Consider the following 21,703-nt stretch of genomic DNA (forward strand, 5'->3'; position numbering starts at 1 on the left):
TATTCTGGCGAATTATTCACCGGATGCCTGCTGTGCTTCCGGCTTACCATAAATTAATAGCGGCTTGGACTGGCCAGCGATGACGGACTCGTCAATCACCACTTTTTCCACGTCGTCCAGAGATGGCAGATCGTACATGGTGTCCAGCAGCGCGCCTTCCACGATGGAACGCAGGCCACGAGCACCGGTTTTACGAATCATCGCTTTCTTGGCAATCGCATCAAGCGCTTCATCACGGAATTCCAGCTCTACGCCTTCCAGATTGAACAATGCCTGATACTGTTTGGTCAGGGCATTTTTCGGCTCTTTCAGGATCTGGATCAGCGCGTCTTCGCTCAGTTCGCTTAAGGTTGCGACCACCGGCAGACGACCGATGAATTCAGGGATCAGACCGAATTTGATCAGATCTTCCGGTTCAACCTGGCCGAGCAGCTGGCCTTCGCTGGCTTTCTCAGACTTCGCTTTTACCGTTGCGCCAAAGCCGATACCAGAACCCGTTTCCACACGGTTCGCGATAACTTTATCCAGGCCTGCAAATGCGCCGCCGCAGATAAACAGAATCTTGGAGGTATCAACCTGCAGGAATTCCTGCTGTGGATGCTTACGGCCACCCTGAGGTGGAACGGCAGCCACGGTGCCTTCAATCAGTTTCAGCAGCGCCTGCTGCACGCCTTCACCGGACACGTCACGGGTGATCGACGGGTTATCAGATTTGCGAGAGATTTTGTCAATCTCATCAATGTACACGATGCCACGCTGGGCTTTTTGTACGTCGTAGTCGCATTTCTGCAGCAGCTTCTGAATGATGTTTTCAACGTCTTCACCCACGTAACCTGCTTCGGTCAGCGTGGTTGCATCGGCCATGGTAAATGGCACATCCAGCAGGCGAGCCAGCGTTTCTGCCAGCAGCGTTTTACCGCTGCCGGTCGGGCCTATCAGCAGGATGTTGCTTTTACCCAGCTCAACGCCGTTGGACGTGTCGCTGTTGCGCAGACGTTTGTAGTGGTTGTAAACCGCAACCGCCAACACTTTTTTCGCCTGCTCCTGACCGATAACATAATCGTCAAGATGGTGGCGAATTTCGTGCGGCGTTGGCAACGCACTGCGTTCACGGTGCGGCGCAACTTCTTTAATCTCTTCGCGAATGATGTCGTTGCATAAATCGACACACTCATCGCAGATATACACTGACGGCCCGGCAATCAGCTTGCGCACTTCATGCTGGCTTTTGCCGCAAAAAGAGCAGTACAGCAGTTTGCCTGAACCGTCTTTGCGCTTATCTGTCATCAGTAAAACCTCTTCTCTGTTTCTGTGCGCTACCACCGGTAGCACAAGTGCCATTCTACGGCGCAGCCGATAGTGAAGCGTTAAGTCAGGCCGCCACTTTGACTATAGTATAGCGGCCCAAAGCTTCGGGCATTAGTTACGGTGAGTCAGGATCGAATCGACTAAACCGTACTCTACCGCTTCGCTTGCGGAGAGGAAACGATCGCGCTCGGTGTCTTTCTCGATTTGTTCAAGCGATTTGCCCGTATGTTCCGCCATCAGCTCGTTCATACGTGCTTTCACTTTCAGGATCTCTTTAGCGTGGATTTCGATATCCGTCGCCTGGCCCTGGTAGCCGCCCAGCGGCTGGTGAATCATGACGCGGGAGTTAGGCAGGCAGAAACGCTTACCTTTTGCCCCTGCGGTCAGCAGGAATGCGCCCATCGAGCAAGCCTGGCCCATACAAATGGTGCTGACGTCCGGCTTAATAAACTTCATGGTGTCGTAAATCGACATCCCGGCCGTAATTACGCCACCCGGAGAGTTGATGTAAAGATAGATATCTTTTTCCGGGTTTTCTGCTTCCAGAAACAGCATCTGCGCCACAATCAGGTTAGCCATATGATCTTCTACCTGACCGGTCAGGAAGATGACGCGCTCCTTAAGCAGACGAGAATAAATATCGTATGAACGTTCGCCGCGGGATGTTTGTTCAACAACCATCGGCACCAGGGCCATATGGGGTGCTAATTGATCTCGTTCGCCACTGTATGACATGTCCGTCTCCTGGAGTAATTAAGCCTACTGTACTGATTCTACTTGAGACGCAGGATATTGACTATGTTCCTTGCGCCGATTCTGGACGGAGTCAGTCAGGGATTGTTAATGGAACCTCACCCGAATAATGGGGATGATTTGCCCTGTTTCAAGCATAACAACCTTTTGTTGTTACGCTAACCCTGAAATGGGGATTTATTGATCGCTTATCGTGTGATTTAGCAATAAAAAAAGCCCGCCACCAAAAGGTGACGGGCCTGATGCGGCTATTTTTGGCTAATAAGCCAAAAGTACTTACGCCTGCTGGTTCATCAGCTCGCTGAAAGTGGTCGCTTTTTCGGACACTTTCGCTTTAGCCAGAACGGCTTCAACAGCCTGCTCTTCCAGCGCAACGTTGCGCATGTTGTCCATCAGCTCTTTGTTTTTACCGTAGAACTCGATAACTTCGGTCGGATCTTCGTAGGCAGAAGCCATTTCTTCGATCAGACCTTTAACACGCTCTTCGTCAGCTTTCAGCTCGTGGGTACGGATCACTTCACCCAGCAGCAGACCAACAACAACGCGACGTTTAGCCTGCTCTTCGAACAGTTCACGTGGCAGTTCCAGAGCCTGTTTCTCGTTGCCACCGAAACGCTGTGCAGCCTGGCGACGCAGAACGTCGATTTCGCCGTCGATCAGCGCAGCTGGCACGTCGATGTCGTTAGCGTTAACCAGACCGTCGATTGCCTGAGACTTGATGCGGTTACGCACGGCGCCTTTCAGTTCGCGATCCATGTTTTTACGCACTTCGGTACGCAGGCCAGCCACGGAACCATCTTCAACGCCGAAACGCTTGATGAACTCTTCGGTGAATTCTGGCAGCTCACGCGCTTCAACTTTCTTCAGCACGATGTCGAACTTCGCCGCTTTCCCTTTCAGGTTTTCAGCGTGGTATTCTTCCGGGAAGGTCACTTCGATAGTGAACTCTTCGCCCGCTTTGTGGCCAACGATGCCGTCTTCGAAGCCAGGGATCATACGACCCTGCCCCATTGCCAGCACGAAGTCAGAGGCTTTGCCGCCTTCGAACACTTCGCCGTCAACGGAACCGGTGAAATCGATGGTAACGCGATCTTCTGCCGTCGCTGCAGCGTCGCTGTCTTTCCAGGTCGCCTGCTGCTTGCGCAGAGTGTCCAGCATTGCATCAACGTCTTCGTCGGTCACATCAACAACCGGTTTTTCAACTTCGATAGCTTCCAGACCCTGCAGCTCAACTTCTGGGTACACTTCAAACTCTACCGCGTAGGTGAAGTCTTCGCCCATTTTGTATTCGCCCGGCACATAGTTAGGTGCGCCAGCCGGATTGATCTTCTCTTTGATGATCGCATCAATGAAGTTGCGGCTCATCAGCTCGCCCAGCACGTCCTGACGAACGGAAGCACCGTAGCGCTGCTCAACGACGGTCATCGGCACTTTGCCTTTACGGAAACCGTCGATACGTACTTTTTTAGCTACGTTGACCAGCTCGCTTTTTACAGCGGTTTCGATGCTGTCTGCAGCGATAGTAATCGTGAGACGGCGGCCAAGGCCCTGAGTGGTTTCAACTGAAACTTGCATCTTGTTACCTCAAAAAATCACAGTGCTCGGTCAACTCTGGAAGCCCTGTTGGCTTCACAGAACCAGGATGTTCTCTGAATCAGAAACACATTCCCTGTCGTCAGAATCATCCCGAAGACATTCAAAAAATAAGACGCAGCATTATAGCGGCATCACAGGGGTGAGTCGAGAACGGCAATAGCGCTCGGCTGCGGCCTTTTTCACACTTCTTTGTCATTTATTCTTCTTTGCCCGTTCCCATAAAGAGACGGGCAAAACAAAACGGCCCGCAGGCCGTTTTGGGAAACGCAGTATACATACCGCAACATAACGGAAAAGTTCCCTTAGTTGCAAACGCTTAGCGGTTAATCAGGCAATGCTGCCCGCGCCACGGCAGTTCGGGGAGGCAAACACTGTGTCCTGCAGCCCTTCCCACTCTTTGACGGTGTAAGTGTGCAGCGCCAGCGCGTGTACAGGGCCTGCGAGTTCCTCGCTTAATGTGCCATAAATCATGCGATGGCGGTTTAAAAAGCGTTCGCCGGTAAAACGATCGCTAACCAGCACCACCTTGAAATGGCTTTCGGAGCCCGCCGGAACATTGTGACGATAGCTTTCATCCACGACTTCCAGGTACGCGGGGGTAAAGGCGGCTTTTAACTTATCTTCTATCTGCTCGCGTATCAGCATGAACTTTCTCCTCGACAACGTAGAGATGCCACTCATCCCTTTAAATGTTAGCCGCTTTTAGCCAGATTTTGCTTTGAACACAACAAAAATTTAACTTTCGCGGGCCTTTCTTCATCCGGTTATCAGAACGTTCATAGGGTTAAGGCACTAAACCGAATGAAAAGTGTCAGAAGGTTTTGCTGAAGCCCGGAAAAATGGCAACGCGATGAAATTCCGTGCGTTAAGCACTTCCCCTGCACGACCGCAGTGTTATGATGGCGTGATTTTTTATCAGCCTGCCCTTTGAGTACATTGAGAAAGCGAACATGTTAAAAAAATTACTTTTCCCGCTGGTTGCCATGTTTATGCTGGCCAGCTGCGCAACACCGCCAACCACCATTGAAGTGTCGCCAAAGATCACCCTGCCACAGCAGGATCCAAGCCTGATGGGCGTAACGCTAAGCATCAACGGTGCCGATCAGCGCACCAGCCAGGCGCTGGCGAAAGTGACCCGCGACAATCAGCTAGTCACGCTGACGCCATCCCGCGATCTGCGCTTCCTGCTGCAGGAAGTGCTGGAGAAACAGATGACCGCGCGCGGTTACATGATTGGACCAAACAGCCCGGTTGACCTGCAGATCATCGTTAACCAGCTGTATGCAGACGTTTCCCAGGGTAACGTGCGCTACAACATCGCCACTAAAGCGGATATCTCCATCATTGCGACCGCGAAGAACGGTAACAAGATGACCAAGAACTACCGCTCCAGCTATAACGTTGAAGGCGCTTTCCAGGCGACCAATAAAAATATCGCCGACGCGGTTAACTCCGTGCTGACCGATACCATTGCGGATATGGCTCAGGACACCAGCGTTCACGACTTCGTTAAGCAGAACGCTCGTTAATTTTTACCCCGTTGGCCTGCTCACGCGGGCCAACAACAGAGTTTGTACAATTCCCCTATGTCCAATCATTATCTGCGCATCTTTCAGCAGCCAAAATCAGCCATTTTGCTGATTCTGGGCTTCGCGTCCGGCCTACCTCTAGCCCTGACTTCAGGTACGCTTCAGGCCTGGATGACCGTCGAAAATATCGACCTGAAAACCATCGGTTTCTTCTCGCTTGTGGGCCAGGCCTACGTCTTTAAGTTTCTTTGGTCGCCGGTAATGGATCGCTACACCCCGCCGCTGCTCGGGCGTCGTCGTGGCTGGCTGTTAATTACGCAAATTCTGTTGTTGGTGGCGATTGCCGCTATGGGATTCCTTGAACCCTCCTCGCAGCTGCGCTGGATGGCAGCTCTGGCGGTGATCATCGCCTTCTGCTCTGCCTCCCAGGACATTGTTTTTGATGCCTGGAAAACCGACGTTCTGTCCGCCGAGGAACGCGGTACCGGCGCGGCCATCAGCGTGCTTGGCTACCGCCTGGCGATGCTGGTTTCCGGCGGCCTCGCGCTCTGGCTGGCGGACCGCTATTTGGGCTGGCAGGCCACTTACTGGCTGATGGCGGCCCTGCTTGTGCCCTGTATTATCGCCACGCTTTTGGCGCCAGAACCTACCGATGCCGTCCCCGTTCCTAAAAGCCTGGAGCGCGCCGTCGTTGAGCCGCTGCGTGACTTCTTTGGCCGCAACAATGCCTGGCTGATTTTGCTGCTGATTGTGCTTTATAAGCTGGGCGATGCCTTTGCCATGAGCCTGACCACTACGTTCCTGATCCGCGGCGTTGGCTTTGATGCCGGTGAAGTTGGCGTGGTGAACAAAACGCTTGGGCTGTGCGCCACCATTTTCGGCGCGCTGCTTGGCGGGATGCTAATGCAAAAGCTGACGCTGTTCCGCGCCTTGCTGATCTTCGGCATTTTGCAGGGGGTGTCCAACGCCGGTTACTGGCTGCTGTCGGTAACGGATAAAGACATGATTACCATGGCGAGCGCGGTGTTCTTCGAAAACCTCTGCGGTGGCATGGGTACCGCGGCCTTCGTGGCGCTGCTGATGACGCTGTGCAATAAGTCATTTTCAGCCACTCAGTTTGCGCTGCTTTCCGCCCTTTCCGCCGTTGGCCGCGTGTATGTCGGCCCGATTGCAGGCTGGTTTGTGGAAGCCCACGGCTGGCCGACGTTCTACCTGTTCTCCGTGGTCGCCGCGGTACCGGGCATCCTGTTATTGCTGGTCTGTAAGCGCACGCTGGAATTCACACAGCAAAACGAAACCTTCATGTCACGTAGCGAATTTGCCCCGGCTTACCGCCTGGCGCTGCGTATTCTGGGCTTTGGCTGCCTGCTGCTGGCGGCGTGGCTGCTGGTCATTATCAGCAATGCGCTGGGGCTGACCGAATGGACGTTTGCTTTACAGCTGCTGGAATGGGGCGCTTTGTTCGCCATCGGTGGGATTCTGTTTGGCGGCCTGCTGGACTTCCTCGCCCTGCGCAAAACCGCGCTTATCTGATAAGAATAAAAAAATGGGCGGATGACCGCCCGGTAAGAGAAAGCCGGCGAGGTCACCCTTCCGGCTTTTTTATCGCCTTAAGCCAGCGCGTGGGCCGCTGCATTTTGCCCGGCAAGCGTACCAAAGATGATGATATCGGCGACGGCGTTGCCGCCAATGCGGTTGGCACCGTGGATACCGCCCACCACTTCACCCGCAGCCCAGACGCCCTGGATCACCTGATGCTGTTCGGTTACCACTTCTGCACTGGTGTTAATAGTCACCCCGCCCATCGTGTGGTGAACCCCCGGCGCAATACGGATCGCGTAATAAGGCCCGGTGTCCAGCGGGAAACGCATCCCGGTGGTACGCCCAAAGTCCTCGTCCTTTTTCTGCTTCACAAAACCGTTGTAGCGATCCAGCGTTTGCTGCAGCGCGTGCGCATCCATATTCAGCTTCACCGCCAGCTCTTCCGCCGTTGGCGCGCTGATTACAAACCCACGAGCGATGTATTCGTCCGCCGCTTTGTTGTTCTGGCGTACCTGCTCATCAAACAGGATCCAGGCACTTTTCTCCGGCAGAGCGATAATCTCTGCGGAAACCTTGTCACGGGTTTCCAGCTCATTGAAGAAGCGCTGTCCTTCCTGACTGACCAGAATAGCCCCGCCGCCGCGAATGGACTCGGAGATCAGATAAGAAGTCGTTTGCTCCACGGTCGGGTGGATCTGGATCTGATCCATGTCCACCGTACCGGCGCCGATCTTCTCCAGCAGAGCAATACCGCTCCCGGTCGCGCCTTTATGGTTGGTGGTCACAAAGCCTTTCAGTTCCGGGCGGTAGTGAACCACCATTTTACGGTTGGCGCTGAAGCCACCGGTGGCCACAACCACGCTTTTCGCCAGCAAAATATGGTGTTCGTTATATTCGTTAGCGACTTTAACCCCGGTTACCACGCCATTCTCATGCAGGATCTCTTCCACGGTGGTATCCAGCAGAACGTCGATACTGCGCTGGTTGACGTTGTTGACCAGGCCGCTTATCAGGAAGCCGCCGACGGCCGAGCGGTCTGCCGGGCGGTGTGTACGGTCAATGCTCATCCCGCCGGTGATGGTAATGTCGTTCAGGACGATATCCAGGCTTGCCAGCCAGTCAATGGCGCCGGGCGCGCGCTCGACGAACTCTTTGAGCAGTTCGGTATTGTTTCTGAATTTACCGCCTTTCAGCGTCTCATCGTAGAACAGCTCTTTGCTGTCTTTAATGCCCTTCATCGCCTGGAAGCGCGTTTCCGCGGCGTTCATGCCCACGGAGGCTTTGATGGTGTTGCCGCCGATGGTTGGCATCTTCTCGATGATCACCACGCGGGCACCGGCGTCAGCAGCACGAATAGCCGCCGCCAGGCCTGCACCGCCGCTGCCGATCACCGCCACATCGTAGCTTTGTGGCGCATCCGGGTTGCCGCCTTCTTCAATCACATGTTCTTTGCTGGAGGTGGTCATCGCGCGGGAGACCGCTTTCTTCAGGGCCTCACTTTGTGCCGTTGCCCCGGTCACCGCATCCACATACGGGCTGTTGGCCACCAGCATACGCGAGCGTAAAATTTCGAAACTTGGGGTGAAATCGACATCCACCGAATCGTCCTGAACCAGGGAAATGTCGGTAATACGGTCGGTGTCGAGCGTGACGCTGATTTTGAGCTTGAGCGCTTCGGCCTCTACTTTTTCCTGGAAGACCCCGGCTTTGTATTTGCGGCCAGTGGTGCTGGTGTCGCGGATCATGGCATCGACCAGCGAGAAGCGCCACAGCGGCTCAGGGATCAGCAATTCTTCGCGCTTAGTGCTGTCAATGAACAGATCAAGCGTTTCATTTTTTAGAATGCGATCGGCCCAGTCCGGGTAGGCAATACAGGCTTTCCCGACGGCAATCAGGTCGTACCCGAGGCCCAGCGCCTCTTCGGCATCAGTGCGGTTAACGACCCCGCCCACCCCGATAACCGGCACTTTCGCCAGCGTTTCAGACCGCATCGCCAGATACTTGTCGATCAGCATGGTCGGATCTTTGGTATCGACGATCGACGCACGCTTGAAGTAGCCCACGGAGAAGTGCACGTAATCAACGCCCCTTTCCGCCAGCTTTTCCAGCAGGTACATGGTGTCGTCGAAGCGAATGCCGGGCACCTCAATCTCTTCCGGCGAGAAACGGTAGCCGATAATAAAGGAAGCATCGGCGAAGCGGCTGGCCATTTTGTGGGTGATTTCGAGCACTTCCAGCGGGAATCTGGCGCGGTTGTCGCGGCTGCCGCCCCACTTATCGTCACGCTGGTTAGAGTTTGGCGAATAGAACTGCTGAATCAGGTAAGTGTTTGCGCCGTGGATCTCCACGCCGTCGAATCCGGCTTTGATCGCACGGTTCACGGCATCGCCAAACTTGGTGATCATCACATCCACTTCTTCGGCGGTAAGGGCTTCTGGCGTGGTGGCCCCTTCACGCGGTGCGGCAATGGCGCTCGGCGCGACGGGCTTCTTGCCGCCAATCAGCTCCGGCTCAACCATTCGGCCGCCGTGATAAATCTGCAGAATGGCTTTCGAGCCACGGGATTTAATCGCGCTGGCAATTCGCGCGAGTCCTGGAATTTTGTTGTCACTGTCGATAGCCAGTGCACCGGGGAAAGCGGGGCCTTTAGGATCGATAAAGCAGCATTCGACGATAACGGTACCGATGGTGCCCGCGCGTTCGCGGTAATACTCAACCAAATCGCTGGGCACGCTACCGTCGTAAAAACCGGTACAGGTGGTCATCGGCGCCATGATCAGGCGGTTTTTCAGCACCGCGCCGTTGGGCAAGGTGAGTGGCTTCAGGATCGGAGTTTTGGAGTTCATTCTTTATCATTCCAGCAGGTGAGGTCGACATTGTCCGGCACTCAATGAATAGCCCCGGCAGGCAACACAATTATCAGGGAGTAACGTAATTTGAATTAGAGAACAGAAACGGCAATTTTGCGGAATATATTTTTCGAATGTTAGTCAACGCCTTAAAAAAAGCAAATACAAATAATAACCATAAATAACAGAAGGTTTTATATCACTTTGCTTCTGCTGAATAGTCTATGGCAATCAGCGAAGCGGCTAATTTACATCAGGTTACGATTTGATCTTTAACCACCTAAAGACTATGGATATAAATGATGCAAATTTTTTAGTTAAATAAAATCGTTGGCTTTTTGCTATACAGAAACCAAAATCAAATACCGAGCACGGCCAGCAGGAGCGCAAAAGAAGGGATAATCTCTCATTGTTTCAGTATGATGAAGGATTCAAGAAACACTCGCTTATCACTTAATAAATATAAGGTTAAATGGAGTTCAGGAGTAGGTGCGATGAGCGGTCAGATTTGCACCGGTTAAAAAAACTATCATGAATGTATAAAATTCTGCCTATAAAAGATGAGGTGGAAATAAAAGTCGGGAAACAGGTTTTGCAGGGAATATTAATCGAATTCATCATGATAACTTTAAGGCACAGGCTATGACTAACACCTCAACAATAAGCGCGACGGCGAAAGCACCGCCCCCAGATGCGGGGAACAAAAAGCGCTTAATATTGCTATTTTTACCGATCCTGATCAGCATCATTATATTACTACTCCCGGTTCCGGCCGGATTAGAACCGTACGCATGGCACTTCTTCGCCGTCTTCGTCGGCGTGATTGTCGGGCTGATCTTCGAACCCTTACCTGGGGCCGTTATCGGGCTGACGGGCATCGTGGTTATCGCCCTTTTCAGCCAGTGGCTGTTGTTTAGCCCGGCCGAGCTGGCCGATCCTAAATTTAAGCTGGCGAGCCAGTCCTTCCAGTGGGCCGTCAGCGGCTTTAGTAACTCCACCGTGTGGCTGATCTTCGGCGCCTTTATGTTTGCCGCGGGCTACGATAAAACGCAGTTTGGCCGTCGTCTGGCGCTGATCCTGGTGAAGTACCTGGGCCGACGTAGCCTGACGCTGGGCTACGCGATCACCTTCGCCGACCTGCTGCTGGCCCCGTTCACACCGTCTAACACCGCGCGCAGCGGGGGGACTATTTACCCGATTATTGCCAACCTGCCGCCGCTGTATGGCTCTCTGCCTAACGACCCAAGTTCGCGCAGGATTGGCTCTTACCTGATGTGGGTGGCGATCAGCGCCGCCTGTATCACCAGCTCGATGTTCCTCTCCGCGCTGGCACCAAACCTGCTGGCGCTGGCGCTGGTGAAAAGCATCATCGGCTTTGAGATCTCCTGGGGGATGTGGTTCCTGGCCTTCCTGCCGCTGGGCGTGTTGCTGATCCTGACCATGCCGCTGCTGGCTTACTGGTTCTACCCGCCGGAAGTGAAGGTGAATGACGAAGTGCCGAAATGGGCTGCCGCAGAGCTGGAAAAACTGGGCAAACTGTCGCGCAACGAAATCCTGCTGCTGCTGTTTGTCTGTAGCGCCCTGCTGATGTGGATTTTTGCCGCCGCGTGGATTGAGCCTGCCATGGCCGCCCTGCTGGTTATCGTGCTGATGCTGTGGACCGGCGTGCTGAACTGGAACGACATTATCAGCAATAAACCGGCCTGGAATACCTTCGCCTGGTTTGCCACCCTGGTGGCGCTGGCCGATGGCCTGGCGCGCGTGGGCTTCATTGCCTGGCTGGGGAAAGAAGGTGCCGCGCTGCTGCACGGCTTCGACCCGCAGGTGTCGGCAGTGATGCTGCTGGTGGCGTTCTACCTGCTGCACTATCTGTTTGCCAGCACCACGGCGCACACCACCGCCCTGCTGCCGGCCACGCTGACCATCGCCGCATCAATTCCGGGGATTAATATGCCGGTCTTCTGCCTGATGATGGTGACCTCGCTCGGCGTGATGGGGATCATCACCCCTTACGGCACCGGCCCAAGCCCGATTTACTACGGCAGCGGCTACCTGCCCACCAAAGATTACTGGCGAATGGGTACCATCTTTGGCGCTATCTTCCTCTGTTCGCTGATGCTTATCAGCTACCCGTGGATGGTGCTGATGTTCTGATGCACAACGTTTGATGCAAAAGCCCCCGGCATACACCGGGGGCTTTTTTATTTTATGAAGTAAACCATTTCGATGGTGATGCCATAAAGCATAGGCAGCAATATCATGCCCAATAGATTCACCAGGGGAGGAAGCTGACGGATAAATAAAACCGGGAACATCAGGACAACAACCACAATCCTGACAGGTAAGTTACGCCAATCTCCACGTCTTTGCCAAAACGCCCATCCCACCGGGATAACAAGGAAGAGCAGGATAACCAGCGCCCGCATCGTTATGACATCTTTTCCCTGCCATGCACTCGCTCCACGCCATGCGCTATAAAATGCCATCGCAAGAAGCAGCCACGATGCCAGCCAGAAAACAGTATGGACGCATTTGCTTGCCGCTCCTCCGGATTTAAACCGGCGTTCAAGAAACGGATATCCCCAGAGAAAAGTCGCCACTACGGCCAGCATGACGCCTGACTGAAACGCGGCTTTCGGTGACTCATGGCCCGTTAGCCACGCCGTATACCCCCAGAAAACTACGGCAATAATGGCTCCCCAGCTTAGCGCCAGGCCAGGTTCAGACACACTTTCTAAAAGCTCTGGGTTAAGACGCTCCAGTAATGCAGGATGCTGCTGGCGTAATTCCCCCACCTGCTTCGCCAGCTGCGACAGCAGATCGGGAACCAGCCTTACCCACCCTGGAATCGCCATCCCTTTTTCCGTCAGCAGCCGCCATTTGAACTGAGCATAACGATTGCCTCCATATTGCCTGGCCAGATACTGCCAGTAGTTCTCCCGGTTAGTTATAGCAATTTGCTGTTCGAAGGCATGTACCAGCCAGTCTGGAAGTTGAGATGAGCGGTAGCTGTCAATCTGCCAGTCCATCACCGCAGAGACTTCATTTAACAGGCTGCGGTTAAGCCACTTCTGCTCGCTTAGTGCTTCGGCGAGCATCAGGCTAAACACGTGTCGGGCTTCAAGTGCATCGGGGATTTCATTATCAAGGTAACGATGCAGCGCCCCCAATCCTTCAAGTTCATCCCTGATTAACAGAGTCGAAACTGACTGCGCCTTTTCCCAGAGTTCATTTTTGCTCCAGAGTGTATGTGGCTGAGATGTCTGCTCCTGCATCAGTTCCCGAACATAATCCATCATCGGCGTAGGTTCAGGTTTATCAGGGAAATGCTCATCTTCGTCGTTCAGAACAACCGCCGAACTGGCATAGCGTTTGGCGCTATCAAACGCCTCGCGCAACGCCTGAAAGCCCTTCGGATCTTTGTCCGGCCGCCGTAGCTTTAGCTCCCGGGCATAAGCCCGACGAATTTCGCTTTCATCTCTTGTAGGCTCAATGCCCAGCACATCCCATATCGTCGCCATCTTTACAGTCCGTCGTTAAGCTGGTCTAACACCCGACGCAGGTCGTCCCGCGCGGCAGCAATAACACGCAGATCCTGGCGGTCCAGCGCCTGTTCAAACTGCGTCGCATAATGATCGATAATCTGGCGTCTGTCTCCCAGCGTCTGCTCATAGCGTTTTGCCGCTTCGGCAGCCAGTTGGCGATTTTCAGGCACGTCCCGGGGATGTTGTTTGAGCGCGTCCAGCTGTTTTAAGCGGTTTGCAATATCCTCAGCGCTGAGCATGCCCGGCGATTTCTCGATCACCATTGTGGACGCGGTTTGCTCGCCGCTGACTTTGCATTCCACTTCCAGGATGCCGTCAAGGGTATAGGTGAAACGCACGTCCACGCTAACTTCCCCCGCTTTGCGCGGCGGGATCTGAATCGACATGCTGTCCAGGCGCAGGTTGTCGCTGACTTTGCGGGATTCTCCCTGATAAACCTCAATATCGATCTTGCGCTGGTTATCATTCATGGTGCTGAAGGTCTGCATCACGCTAACCGGCACGAAGGCGTTGCGCTCAATCAGCGGCGAGAAAAAGCCTTCTTCTATTTTGTCCCCGTGCCGGCGGGCCACTTCGATCCCCAATGAATAAGGCATCACATCGGTGAGCACCACGTCGTCCAGCGCTTTGTCTTCCGCGATAAGTCCGGCCTGAACGCCGGCGCCCAGCGCCACCACTTCGTCAGGATTCAGTTCATTACGCGGGAAGCGACCAAACATGCGGGTCACCAGCTGGCGAACCAGCGGCATACGGGTTGCGCCGCCCACCAAAATAACGTGGTCGAGTTGCGCAACGTCAAATTGCGCATCCTGTAACGCCTGAACCACCGGTTTTTTCAGGCGGGACAGCAGCGCACTGCAACATTCCTGGAAAGTCTCTTCGGCCATATCCCAGCCGTACTCCTCACCGCCGTAAGTCAGTTTCGCAGTGGCTTTTTCCTGATTGCTGAGCTGGCGTTTTAACGATTCTGCCTGGCAGGTCAGTTCTGCCGCAAACGCCGGGTCATCAAGCGTTAGCTGGGGATAGCGGCTTAGCATCCACTGGCGGATGGCTTCGGTGAAATCATCGCCCCCCAGCCAGGCATCGCCGCTGCTGGCGCGCACCTCTATGACGCCTTCAAACATATCGACGATGGAGACATCAAACGTTCCGCCGCCTAAGTCGAAGACCAGGAATTTTTGCTCACGGCTGTCGGCCAGCCCGTAGGCCAGCGCGGCTGCGGTGGGCTCATTAAGAAGGCGCTCAACGTCCAGGCCGGCCATCTGCCCTGCAGCTTTCACCACTTTACGCTGGGTATCGTTGAAGTAAGCCGGTACGGTAATGGCCGCACGCGTGACGCTGCAGCCAAGCGTAACTTCAGCATCCGCTTTTAATTTTCTCAGCACTAATGCGGCAAGCTCTTCAGCACGAAATGACTGCTGGCCAAGAGTGAACGTTTTATCGGTGCCCATATAACGCTTGAAACTGGCGACGGTGAGATGAGGATGACTAACCAGTCGGGCCTTTGCCGCCTCGCCAACCAGCAGATGCCCATCGTCATCCAGCCCGACAACGGAAGGGGTTAAACGCTCACCGCGGCGGCCCAAAATTAACGTTGTCCCCGCGGCACTAAACCAGGCCACGGCGCTATTGGATGTGCCGAGATCGATACCAATAATGGGTGAAATATGTCCTGCCATGATCTTATCCCTGATTATAAAGTGGCTACTTAACGCCCTTAACCCTGTCGTTTTCACCTGCTTAGTGATTAAGAAAATGTAATTAATACCGGATAGTTACTTTTTTTGTCTATTAATTACCCAGGCCATAAAGTGTTACCGTCGAGGACTATTTATCGTAATTAAATACAGTTTTCTTTAATTACTTTGTTCAATAAGCATTAAAAGATTATCCTTAACGATTCAGCCCGGTGAGAAATTAATATTTGTTGGAAACATGTGACAAATGATGCTGCATTGTTAATTAAATGTATTTTAATTTGGCTGGTTATACTCATTTCCCCGGACTATTTCCGCCAACATAGGTTTTCGTTATAACCTGCGGAGCCCGCGCACCAACGCTAGATTTTACAGTTTGTTGCATTCTGTGTGACATCGTAGGCAGAACCCGGTAACACCCTACTGACACTGCGCCATTCATGTTTACAGTAATGTAACCTTCCCGTAAAATGCCGGCACACTTTAAACGACAATAGAGCTCCCTGGAATTGAGGTCGTTAAATGAGACTCAGGAAATACAATAAAAGTTTGGGATGGTTGTCATTAATCGCAGGCGCATTTTTACTCAGTGGCTGTGATTCTGCACTCCTGGATCCCAAAGGACAGATCGGACTGGAACAACGTTCACTGATACTGACGGCCATCGGCCTGATGTTGATTGTCGTTATCCCTGCAATTGCAATGGCTATCGGTTTTGCCTGGAAGTATCGGGCATCCAACAAAGACGCCAAATACAGCCCTAACTGGTCGCACTCGAACAAAGTAGAAGCTGTTGTCTGGACGATTCCTATCCTTATCGTTATCTTCCTCGCGGTACTGACCTGGAAAACCACTCACTCTCTTGAACCTAGCCGCCCGCTGGAACATGAAGCGAAGCCGGTGACCATCGAAGTTATCGCTATGGACTGGAAATGGTTCTTCATCTATCCGGAGCAGGGTATCGCTACGGTGAATGAAATCGCCTTCCCGGCCAATACCCCAGTGGAATTCAAAATCACCTCTAACTCGGTGATGAACTCCTTCTTTATTCCGCGCCTGGGTAGCCAAATCTACGCAATGGCAGGTATGCAGACCAAACTGCACCTGATTGCAGATGAAGCGGGCACCTACGACGGTATTTCGTCAAACTACAGCGGTAAAGGTTTCTCCGGCATGAAGTTCAAGGCTATCGCCACGCCGGACATGGACACCTTTAACCAATGGGTTGCCAAAGCGAAACAGTCTCCGGAAGTCATGAACGATATGGCGACCTACGAGAAACTGGCCGCGCCAAGCGAATACAACAAAGTCGAATACTTCTCCAGTGTTAAACCTGATTTGTTTAAAGACGTGATTAACAAATTTATGGGACACGGGAGCATGCACATGACCAAGCCGGAAGGTGAACAGGCTTCCCATGACGATATGAAAGGCATGGAAGGCATGGAAGGCATGGACATGAGTCACGCGGAAACCTCTCACTAAGGGGCCGAGGAATAATACGATGTTCGGAAAACTTACACTGGATGCAATCCCGTACCATGAGCCAATTGTCATGGTTACGGTTGCGGCAATCATCGTCGGGGGACTGGCGCTGCTTGCGGCTATCACTTACTTCGGTAAGTGGGAATATTTATGGAAAGAGTGGCTAACCTCCGTTGACCACAAACGCCTCGGCGTGATGTACGTTATCGTCGCTATCGTCATGCTGCTGCGCGGCTTTGCCGATGCGGTAATGATGCGTAGCCAGCAGGTGCTGGCTTCCGCGGGCGAAGCGGGCTTCCTGCCGCCTCATCACTACGATCAGATCTTTACCGCCCACGGCGTTATCATGATCTTCTTCGTGGCGATGCCATTTGTTATCGGCCTGATGAACATCGTTGTGCCTTTACAGATTGGCGCACGTGACGTTGCCTTCCCGTTCCTGAACAACCTGAGCTTCTGGTTCACCGTTGTCGGCGTGGTGCTGGTTAACCTGTCGCTGGGCGTGGGCGAATTCGCTCAGACCGGCTGGGTGGCTTATCCACCGCTATCGGGGATTGAGTACAGTCCGGGCGTCGGGGTCGATTACTGGATATGGAGTCTCCAGCTGTCCGGTATCGGTACGACACTGACCGGTATTAACTTCTTCGTGACCATTCTGAACATGCGTACCCCGGGTATGACCATGTTCAAAATGCCGGTGTTCACCTGGGCTTCGCTGTGTACTAACGTACTGATTATCGCTGCGTTCCCAATCTTCACCGTGACCGTCGCGCTGCTGACCCTTGACCGCTACCTTGGCACCCATTTCTTTACCAACGATATGGGTGGCAACATGATGATGTACATCAACCTCATCTGGGCATGGGGCCACCCGGAAGTTTATATCCTGGTGCTGCCGGTGTTTGGTGTGTTCTCTGAGGTGGTTGCAACCTTCTCTAAAAAGCGTCTGTTCGGTTACACCTCTCTGGTGTGGGCGACCATCGCGATTACCGTGCTGTCGTTCATCGTTTGGCTGCACCACTTCTTCACCATGGGCAGCGGGGCGAACGTAAACGCCTTCTTCGGTATTGCCACCATGATTATCGCCATCCCGACCGGGGTGAAGATCTTCAACTGGCTGTTCACCATGTATCAGGGCCGCATCGTCTTTAACTCTGCGATGCTGTGGACCATTGGTTTCATCGTCACCTTCTCTATCGGTGGGATGACCGGTGTTCTGCTGGCCGTGCCGGGCGCGGACTTCGTGCTGCACAACAGCCTGTTCCTGATTGCACACTTCCACAACGTTATCATCGGCGGCGTGGTCTTCGGTTGCTTCGCGGGTCTGACCTATTGGTGGCCAAAAGCGTTCGGCTTCACGCTGAACGAAACCTGGGGCAAACGCGCCTTCTGGTTCTGGATTATCGGCTTCTTCGTAGCGTTTATGCCGCTGTACGTGCTGGGCTTCATGGGCATGACCCGTCGTCTGAGCCAGCAGATCGATCCACAGTTCCACACCCTGCTGGTTGTTGCAGCCTGCGGTGCGGCGCTGATCGCTCTGGGCATTCTGTGCCAGCTGATTCAGTTCTACGTCTCTATCCGTGACCGCGAGCAGAACCGCGATCTGACCGGTGACCCATGGGGTGGCCGTACGCTGGAGTGGGCAACCTCTTCCCCACCTCCGTTCTATAACTTCGCCCACTTGCCGCACGTTCACGAGCGTGATGCATTCTGGGAGATGAAAGAGAAAGGTGAAGCGTACAAGCAGCCTGCGCACTATGAAGAGATTCATATGCCGCGCAACAGCGCAGCCGGTATCATCATCGCTGCATTCAGCACCGTGTTTGGCTTTGCCATGATCTGGCACATCTGGTGGCTGGCGATTGTTGGCTTTGCCGGCATCGTTATCACCTGGATTGCGAAAAGCTTCGACGAAGATGTGGATTACTATGTTCCGGTGGCTGAAGTCGAAAAACTGGAAAATCAGCATTTCGAAGAACTCACCAAAGCAGGGCTGAAAAATGGCAACTGAGACTGTAAATAACGCCCACGCCGCGGAGCACGGGCACCACGATGCGGGAACCAATAAGGTCTTTGGTTTCTGGATCTACCTGATGAGCGACTGCATTCTGTTCTGTTGCTTGTTCGCGACCTATGCCGTTCTGGTGAACGGCACCGCAGGTGGCCCGGCAGGGAAAGACATCTTCGAGCTGCCGTTCGTGGCCGTTGAAACTGCCCTGCTGCTGGTGAGCTCCATCACCTACGGCATGGCGATCATCGCCATGAATAAAGGCAACAAAAGCCAGGTTATCTCCTGGCTGGCGCTGACCTTCCTGTGCGGTGCGGGCTTCGTTGGGATGGAAATCTATGAATTCCATCACCTGATCAAAGAAGGCTTCGGCCCGGATCGCAGCGGCTTCCTGTCAGCGTTCTTCGCGCTGGTCGGTACCCACGGTCTGCACGTCACTTCCGGTCTGGTGTGGATGGCATTCATGATGATTCATGTTTCCCGCCGCGGCCTGACCAGCACCAACCGTGCGCGTCTGATGTGCCTGAGCCTGTTCTGGCACTTCCTTGACGTGGTTTGGATCTGCGTATTCTCTGTAGTCTATCTGATGGGGGCGATGTAATGAGTCATTCAACTGAACACAGCGGCGCCCACCACGGTAGCGTGAAGACCTACATGACAGGTTTTATCCTGTCTATCATCCTGACGGCTATCCCGTTCTGGATTGTAATGGAAGGCACGGCCTCTCACGGCACCATGCTTGCCGTGATCCTGGTGACTGCAGTCGTCCAGATTCTGGTGCACCTTGTGTGCTTCCTGCATCTGAACACCTCGTCGAGTGAGCGCTGGAACCTGGTGGCATTTGCCTTTACGGTGCTGATTATTGCCATTCTGGTGGTCGGCTCGATCTGGATTATGTGGAACCTCAACCTGAACATGATGGTTCACTAAGAGCGGCATGTATGATTAAGCAATACCTGCAAGTAACGAAACCAGGAATTATTTTCGGTAATTTAATTTCTGTCATTGGGGGATTTTTACTGGCCTCGAAGGGCAGCATTAATTACCCGTTGTTCCTCTATACGCTGGTTGGCGTGTCACTGGTGGTCGCATCGGGTTGTGTTTACAACAACTTTATCGACCGCGACATCGACCAGAAAATGGAGAGAACAAAAAATCGGGTGCTGGTTAAAGGCCTGATTTCACCGAAAATTTCGCTGGTGTACGCCACCGTGTTGGGTATTGCTGGCTTCATGCTGCTGTGGTTTGGTGCAAATCCGCTGGCGATGTGGCTGGCCGTGATGGGCTTCGTGGTCTACGTCGGGGTGTACAGCCTCTACATGAAACGCCACTCGGTCTACGGCACGCTCATCGGCAGCCTGTCCGGTGCTGCTCCTCCGGTTATCGGCTACTGCGCCGTGACCAACGAGTTCGACACCGGGGCCGCTATCCTGCTGGCTATCTTTAGCCTGTGGCAGATGCCGCACTCGTACGCGATTGCCATCTTCCGCTTTAAAGATTACCAGGCCGCCAATATTCCGGTTCTGCCGGTGGTAAAAGGCATTTCCGTCGCCAAGAACCACATCACGCTGTACATCATCGCTTTTGCGGTGGCGACGCTGATGCTTTCTCTGGGCGGCTATGCCGGATACAAATACCTGATCGTCGCCGCGGCGGTCAGCGTCTGGTGGCTGGGTATGGCGCTGCGGGGCTATAAAGTGGAAGACGATAAGGTCTGGGCGCGCAAGCTGTTCATCTTCTCTATCGTGGCCATTACCTCGCTGAGCGTCATGATGTCGGTCGATTTTATGGTGCCAGACTCACATAATCTGCTGACTTACGTCTGGTAAGTCGCGAAAAGCATAAAAGGGCACCTCGGTGCCCTTTTTTATCAGTATCATCAAAGCACCTGCCCTGTAATATCTGCTAAATAACTAACGATTTACCCTCCCCTGCCCTCGCACTACACTAAGGCCGACTTTTTATCTGAGGTGGTAATGAACGATTACAAAATGACGCCCGTCGAGCTGCGTGCGACGTGGGGTTTAGGCACTGTCTTTTCCCTGCGTATGCTGGGTATGTTTATGGTATTGCCGGTTCTTACCACCTGGGGTATGGCGCTGCAGGGCGCAAGCGAAGCGCTCATCGGCCTGGCAATCGGCATTTATGGCCTGGCGCAAGCCGTCTTCCAGATCCCTTTCGGCCTGCTTTCTGACCGTATTGGCCGCAAGCCGCTTATCGTTGGCGGGCTGGCTATCTTTGTGCTCGGCAGCGTTATTGCCGCCCTGAGCGACTCCATTTGGGGCGTCATTTTAGGCCGTGCGCTGCAGGGCTCTGGCGCAATCGCCGCCGCTGTTATGGCGTTACTCTCCGATCTAACCCGTGAACAGAACCGAACCAAAGCGATGGCCTTTATCGGCGTCAGCTTCGGGGTAACCTTCGCCATCGCGATGGTGCTCGGCCCGATCATTACTCAGGCGCTTGGCCTGCAGGCGCTGTTCTGGATGATTGCCGTCTTAGCCAGCTGCGGCATTCTGATTACGATTTGGCTGGTCCCGAATAGCAAAACGCACGTGCTTAACCGCGAGTCGGGGATGGTGAAAGGCTGCTTCCGCAAAGTGATGATGGAGCCGAAGCTGCTAAAGCTGAATTTCGGCATCATGTGCCTGCATATCATGCTGATGTCCACCTTTGTCGCCCTGCCGGGCCAGCTTGAACAGGCGGGCTTTCCAGCGGCTCAGCACTGGAAAGTCTATCTTTGCACCATGCTGATTTCGTTTGTTTCGGTCGTACCCTTTATTATTTATGCCGAAGTTAAACGCCGCATGAAGCACGTCTTTGTCGGCTGCGTGGCGGTACTTTTGATTGCTGAGATCGTGCTTTGGGGCGCGGGCCCGCACTTCTGGGATCTGGTGATTGGCGTGCAGCTGTTCTTCCTCGCCTTTAACCTGATGGAAGCGATTCTGCCTTCGCTTATCAGCAAAGAATCTCCGGCGGGCTACAAAGGCACCGCCATGGGCATCTACTCCACCAGCCAGTTTATCGGCGTGGCGATTGGCGGGTCGCTCGGCGGCTGGCTGAACGGGCTGTTTGATTCGCAAACCGTCTTCCTGGCGGGCGCGGTGCTGGCGATGGTTTGGCTGTTCGTCAGCTGGACAATGCAGGAGCCGCCTTACGTTAGCAGCCTGCGCATTGAGCTGCCGGAAAGCAGTGCGACCGACGAACATTTGCGTGAAAGGTTGCTGGCTCAGCCAGGCGTGAGTGAAGCGAACATCATTCCAGAAGAACGCAGCGCGTATGTGAAAATCGACAGCAAGCTGACGAACAGATATGAGATTGAGCAGGTGGTAAAAGGATAGAACATCCCTCACCTGATGCGGTGAGGGATTAAGCAAGGTTCCCTCTCATGTTT

16 protein-coding genes are annotated in these 21,703 nt (G+C 53.7%); 9 read left to right on the forward strand and 7 right to left on the reverse strand.

Features of this window, described 5'->3' with window-relative positions:
- Positions 1–12: 12 nt before the first annotated feature.
- The 4 genes from clpX to bolA form a co-directional block, all read right to left on the reverse strand.
- Positions 13–1,287 (reverse strand): ATP-dependent protease ATP-binding subunit ClpX, encoded by a 1,275-nt coding sequence (gene clpX, locus F3J29_RS12120; protein WP_008454617.1) that lies wholly within the window; start codon positions 1,285–1,287, stop codon positions 13–15.
- Positions 1,288–1,419: 132 nt separating this feature from the next.
- On the reverse strand, positions 1,420–2,043 hold the full coding sequence (gene clpP / locus F3J29_RS12125; RefSeq protein WP_008454616.1) for an ATP-dependent Clp endopeptidase proteolytic subunit ClpP: 624 nt from the start codon (positions 2,041–2,043) through the stop codon (positions 1,420–1,422).
- Positions 2,044–2,337: 294 nt separating this feature from the next.
- Positions 2,338–3,636 (reverse strand): trigger factor, encoded by a 1,299-nt coding sequence (gene tig, locus F3J29_RS12130; protein WP_166866346.1) that lies wholly within the window; start codon positions 3,634–3,636, stop codon positions 2,338–2,340.
- A 348-nt stretch (positions 3,637–3,984) separates the two neighbouring features.
- Positions 3,985–4,302 carry a transcriptional regulator BolA gene (gene bolA, locus F3J29_RS12135; protein WP_166866348.1) on the reverse strand — a complete coding sequence of 106 codons (318 nt, stop codon included), beginning with the start codon at positions 4,300–4,302 and terminating at the stop codon, positions 3,985–3,987.
- A 305-nt stretch (positions 4,303–4,607) separates the two neighbouring features.
- On the opposite strand from bolA, the gene F3J29_RS12140 reads away from it, so the two are divergent.
- A complete protein-coding gene (locus tag F3J29_RS12140; RefSeq protein ID WP_008454604.1) occupies positions 4,608–5,186 on the forward strand; it encodes a lipoprotein in 579 nt (192 codons plus the stop codon).
- 57 nt (positions 5,187–5,243) lie between these two features.
- Positions 5,244–6,719: a muropeptide MFS transporter AmpG gene (ampG, locus tag F3J29_RS12145; RefSeq protein WP_166866350.1), complete on the forward strand. Its 1,476-nt coding sequence runs from the start codon at positions 5,244–5,246 to the stop codon at positions 6,717–6,719.
- Positions 6,720–6,796: 77 nt separating this feature from the next.
- Here ampG and F3J29_RS12150 read toward each other — a convergent pair whose 3' ends face one another.
- Entirely contained in the window at positions 6,797–9,574 is a 2,778-nt protein-coding gene (locus F3J29_RS12150; RefSeq protein WP_166866352.1) for a flavocytochrome c, read from the reverse strand.
- Between the two features lie 645 nt (positions 9,575–10,219).
- Between F3J29_RS12150 and F3J29_RS12155 the strand changes: the two genes are divergently transcribed.
- A complete protein-coding gene (locus tag F3J29_RS12155; RefSeq protein ID WP_166866353.1) occupies positions 10,220–11,731 on the forward strand; it encodes an anion permease in 1,512 nt (503 codons plus the stop codon).
- A gap of 47 nt (positions 11,732–11,778) precedes the next feature.
- Here F3J29_RS12155 and F3J29_RS12160 read toward each other — a convergent pair whose 3' ends face one another.
- Entirely contained in the window at positions 11,779–13,098 is a 1,320-nt protein-coding gene (locus tag F3J29_RS12160; RefSeq protein WP_166866355.1) for a molecular chaperone DnaJ, read from the reverse strand.
- Between the two features lie 2 nt (positions 13,099–13,100).
- Positions 13,101–14,801 carry a molecular chaperone HscC gene (locus tag F3J29_RS12165; protein WP_166866357.1) on the reverse strand — a complete coding sequence of 567 codons (1,701 nt, stop codon included), beginning with the start codon at positions 14,799–14,801 and terminating at the stop codon, positions 13,101–13,103.
- Positions 14,802–15,341: 540 nt separating this feature from the next.
- Here F3J29_RS12165 and cyoA point away from each other — a divergent pair.
- The 6 genes from cyoA (at position 15,342) to F3J29_RS12195 (ending at position 21,650) form a co-directional block, all read left to right on the forward strand.
- Entirely contained in the window at positions 15,342–16,304 is a 963-nt protein-coding gene (gene cyoA, locus F3J29_RS12170; protein WP_008454597.1) for a cytochrome o ubiquinol oxidase subunit II, read from the forward strand.
- Positions 16,305–16,323: 19 nt separating this feature from the next.
- Positions 16,324–18,315: a cytochrome o ubiquinol oxidase subunit I gene (gene cyoB, locus F3J29_RS12175; RefSeq protein WP_166866359.1), complete on the forward strand. Its 1,992-nt coding sequence runs from the start codon at positions 16,324–16,326 to the stop codon at positions 18,313–18,315.
- Entirely contained in the window at positions 18,305–18,913 is a 609-nt protein-coding gene (locus F3J29_RS12180; protein WP_008454595.1) for a cytochrome o ubiquinol oxidase subunit III, read from the forward strand. The genes cyoB and F3J29_RS12180 overlap by 11 nt, the downstream gene beginning before the upstream one ends.
- Positions 18,913–19,242: a cytochrome o ubiquinol oxidase subunit IV gene (locus tag F3J29_RS12185; RefSeq protein ID WP_045781551.1), complete on the forward strand. Its 330-nt coding sequence runs from the start codon at positions 18,913–18,915 to the stop codon at positions 19,240–19,242. The genes F3J29_RS12180 and F3J29_RS12185 overlap by 1 nt, the downstream gene beginning before the upstream one ends.
- Positions 19,243–19,253: 11 nt before the next feature.
- Positions 19,254–20,141: a heme o synthase gene (gene cyoE / locus F3J29_RS12190; RefSeq protein WP_008454592.1), complete on the forward strand. Its 888-nt coding sequence runs from the start codon at positions 19,254–19,256 to the stop codon at positions 20,139–20,141.
- Between the two features lie 147 nt (positions 20,142–20,288).
- Positions 20,289–21,650 carry an MFS transporter gene (locus F3J29_RS12195; protein WP_166866360.1) on the forward strand — a complete coding sequence of 454 codons (1,362 nt, stop codon included), beginning with the start codon at positions 20,289–20,291 and terminating at the stop codon, positions 21,648–21,650.
- The last annotated feature ends 53 nt before the right edge of the window (positions 21,651–21,703 follow it).

The sequence above is a fragment of the Enterobacter sp. Cy-643 genome (assembly GCF_011752815.1).
In the GTDB taxonomy this organism is placed as follows: domain Bacteria; phylum Pseudomonadota; class Gammaproteobacteria; order Enterobacterales; family Enterobacteriaceae; genus Cedecea.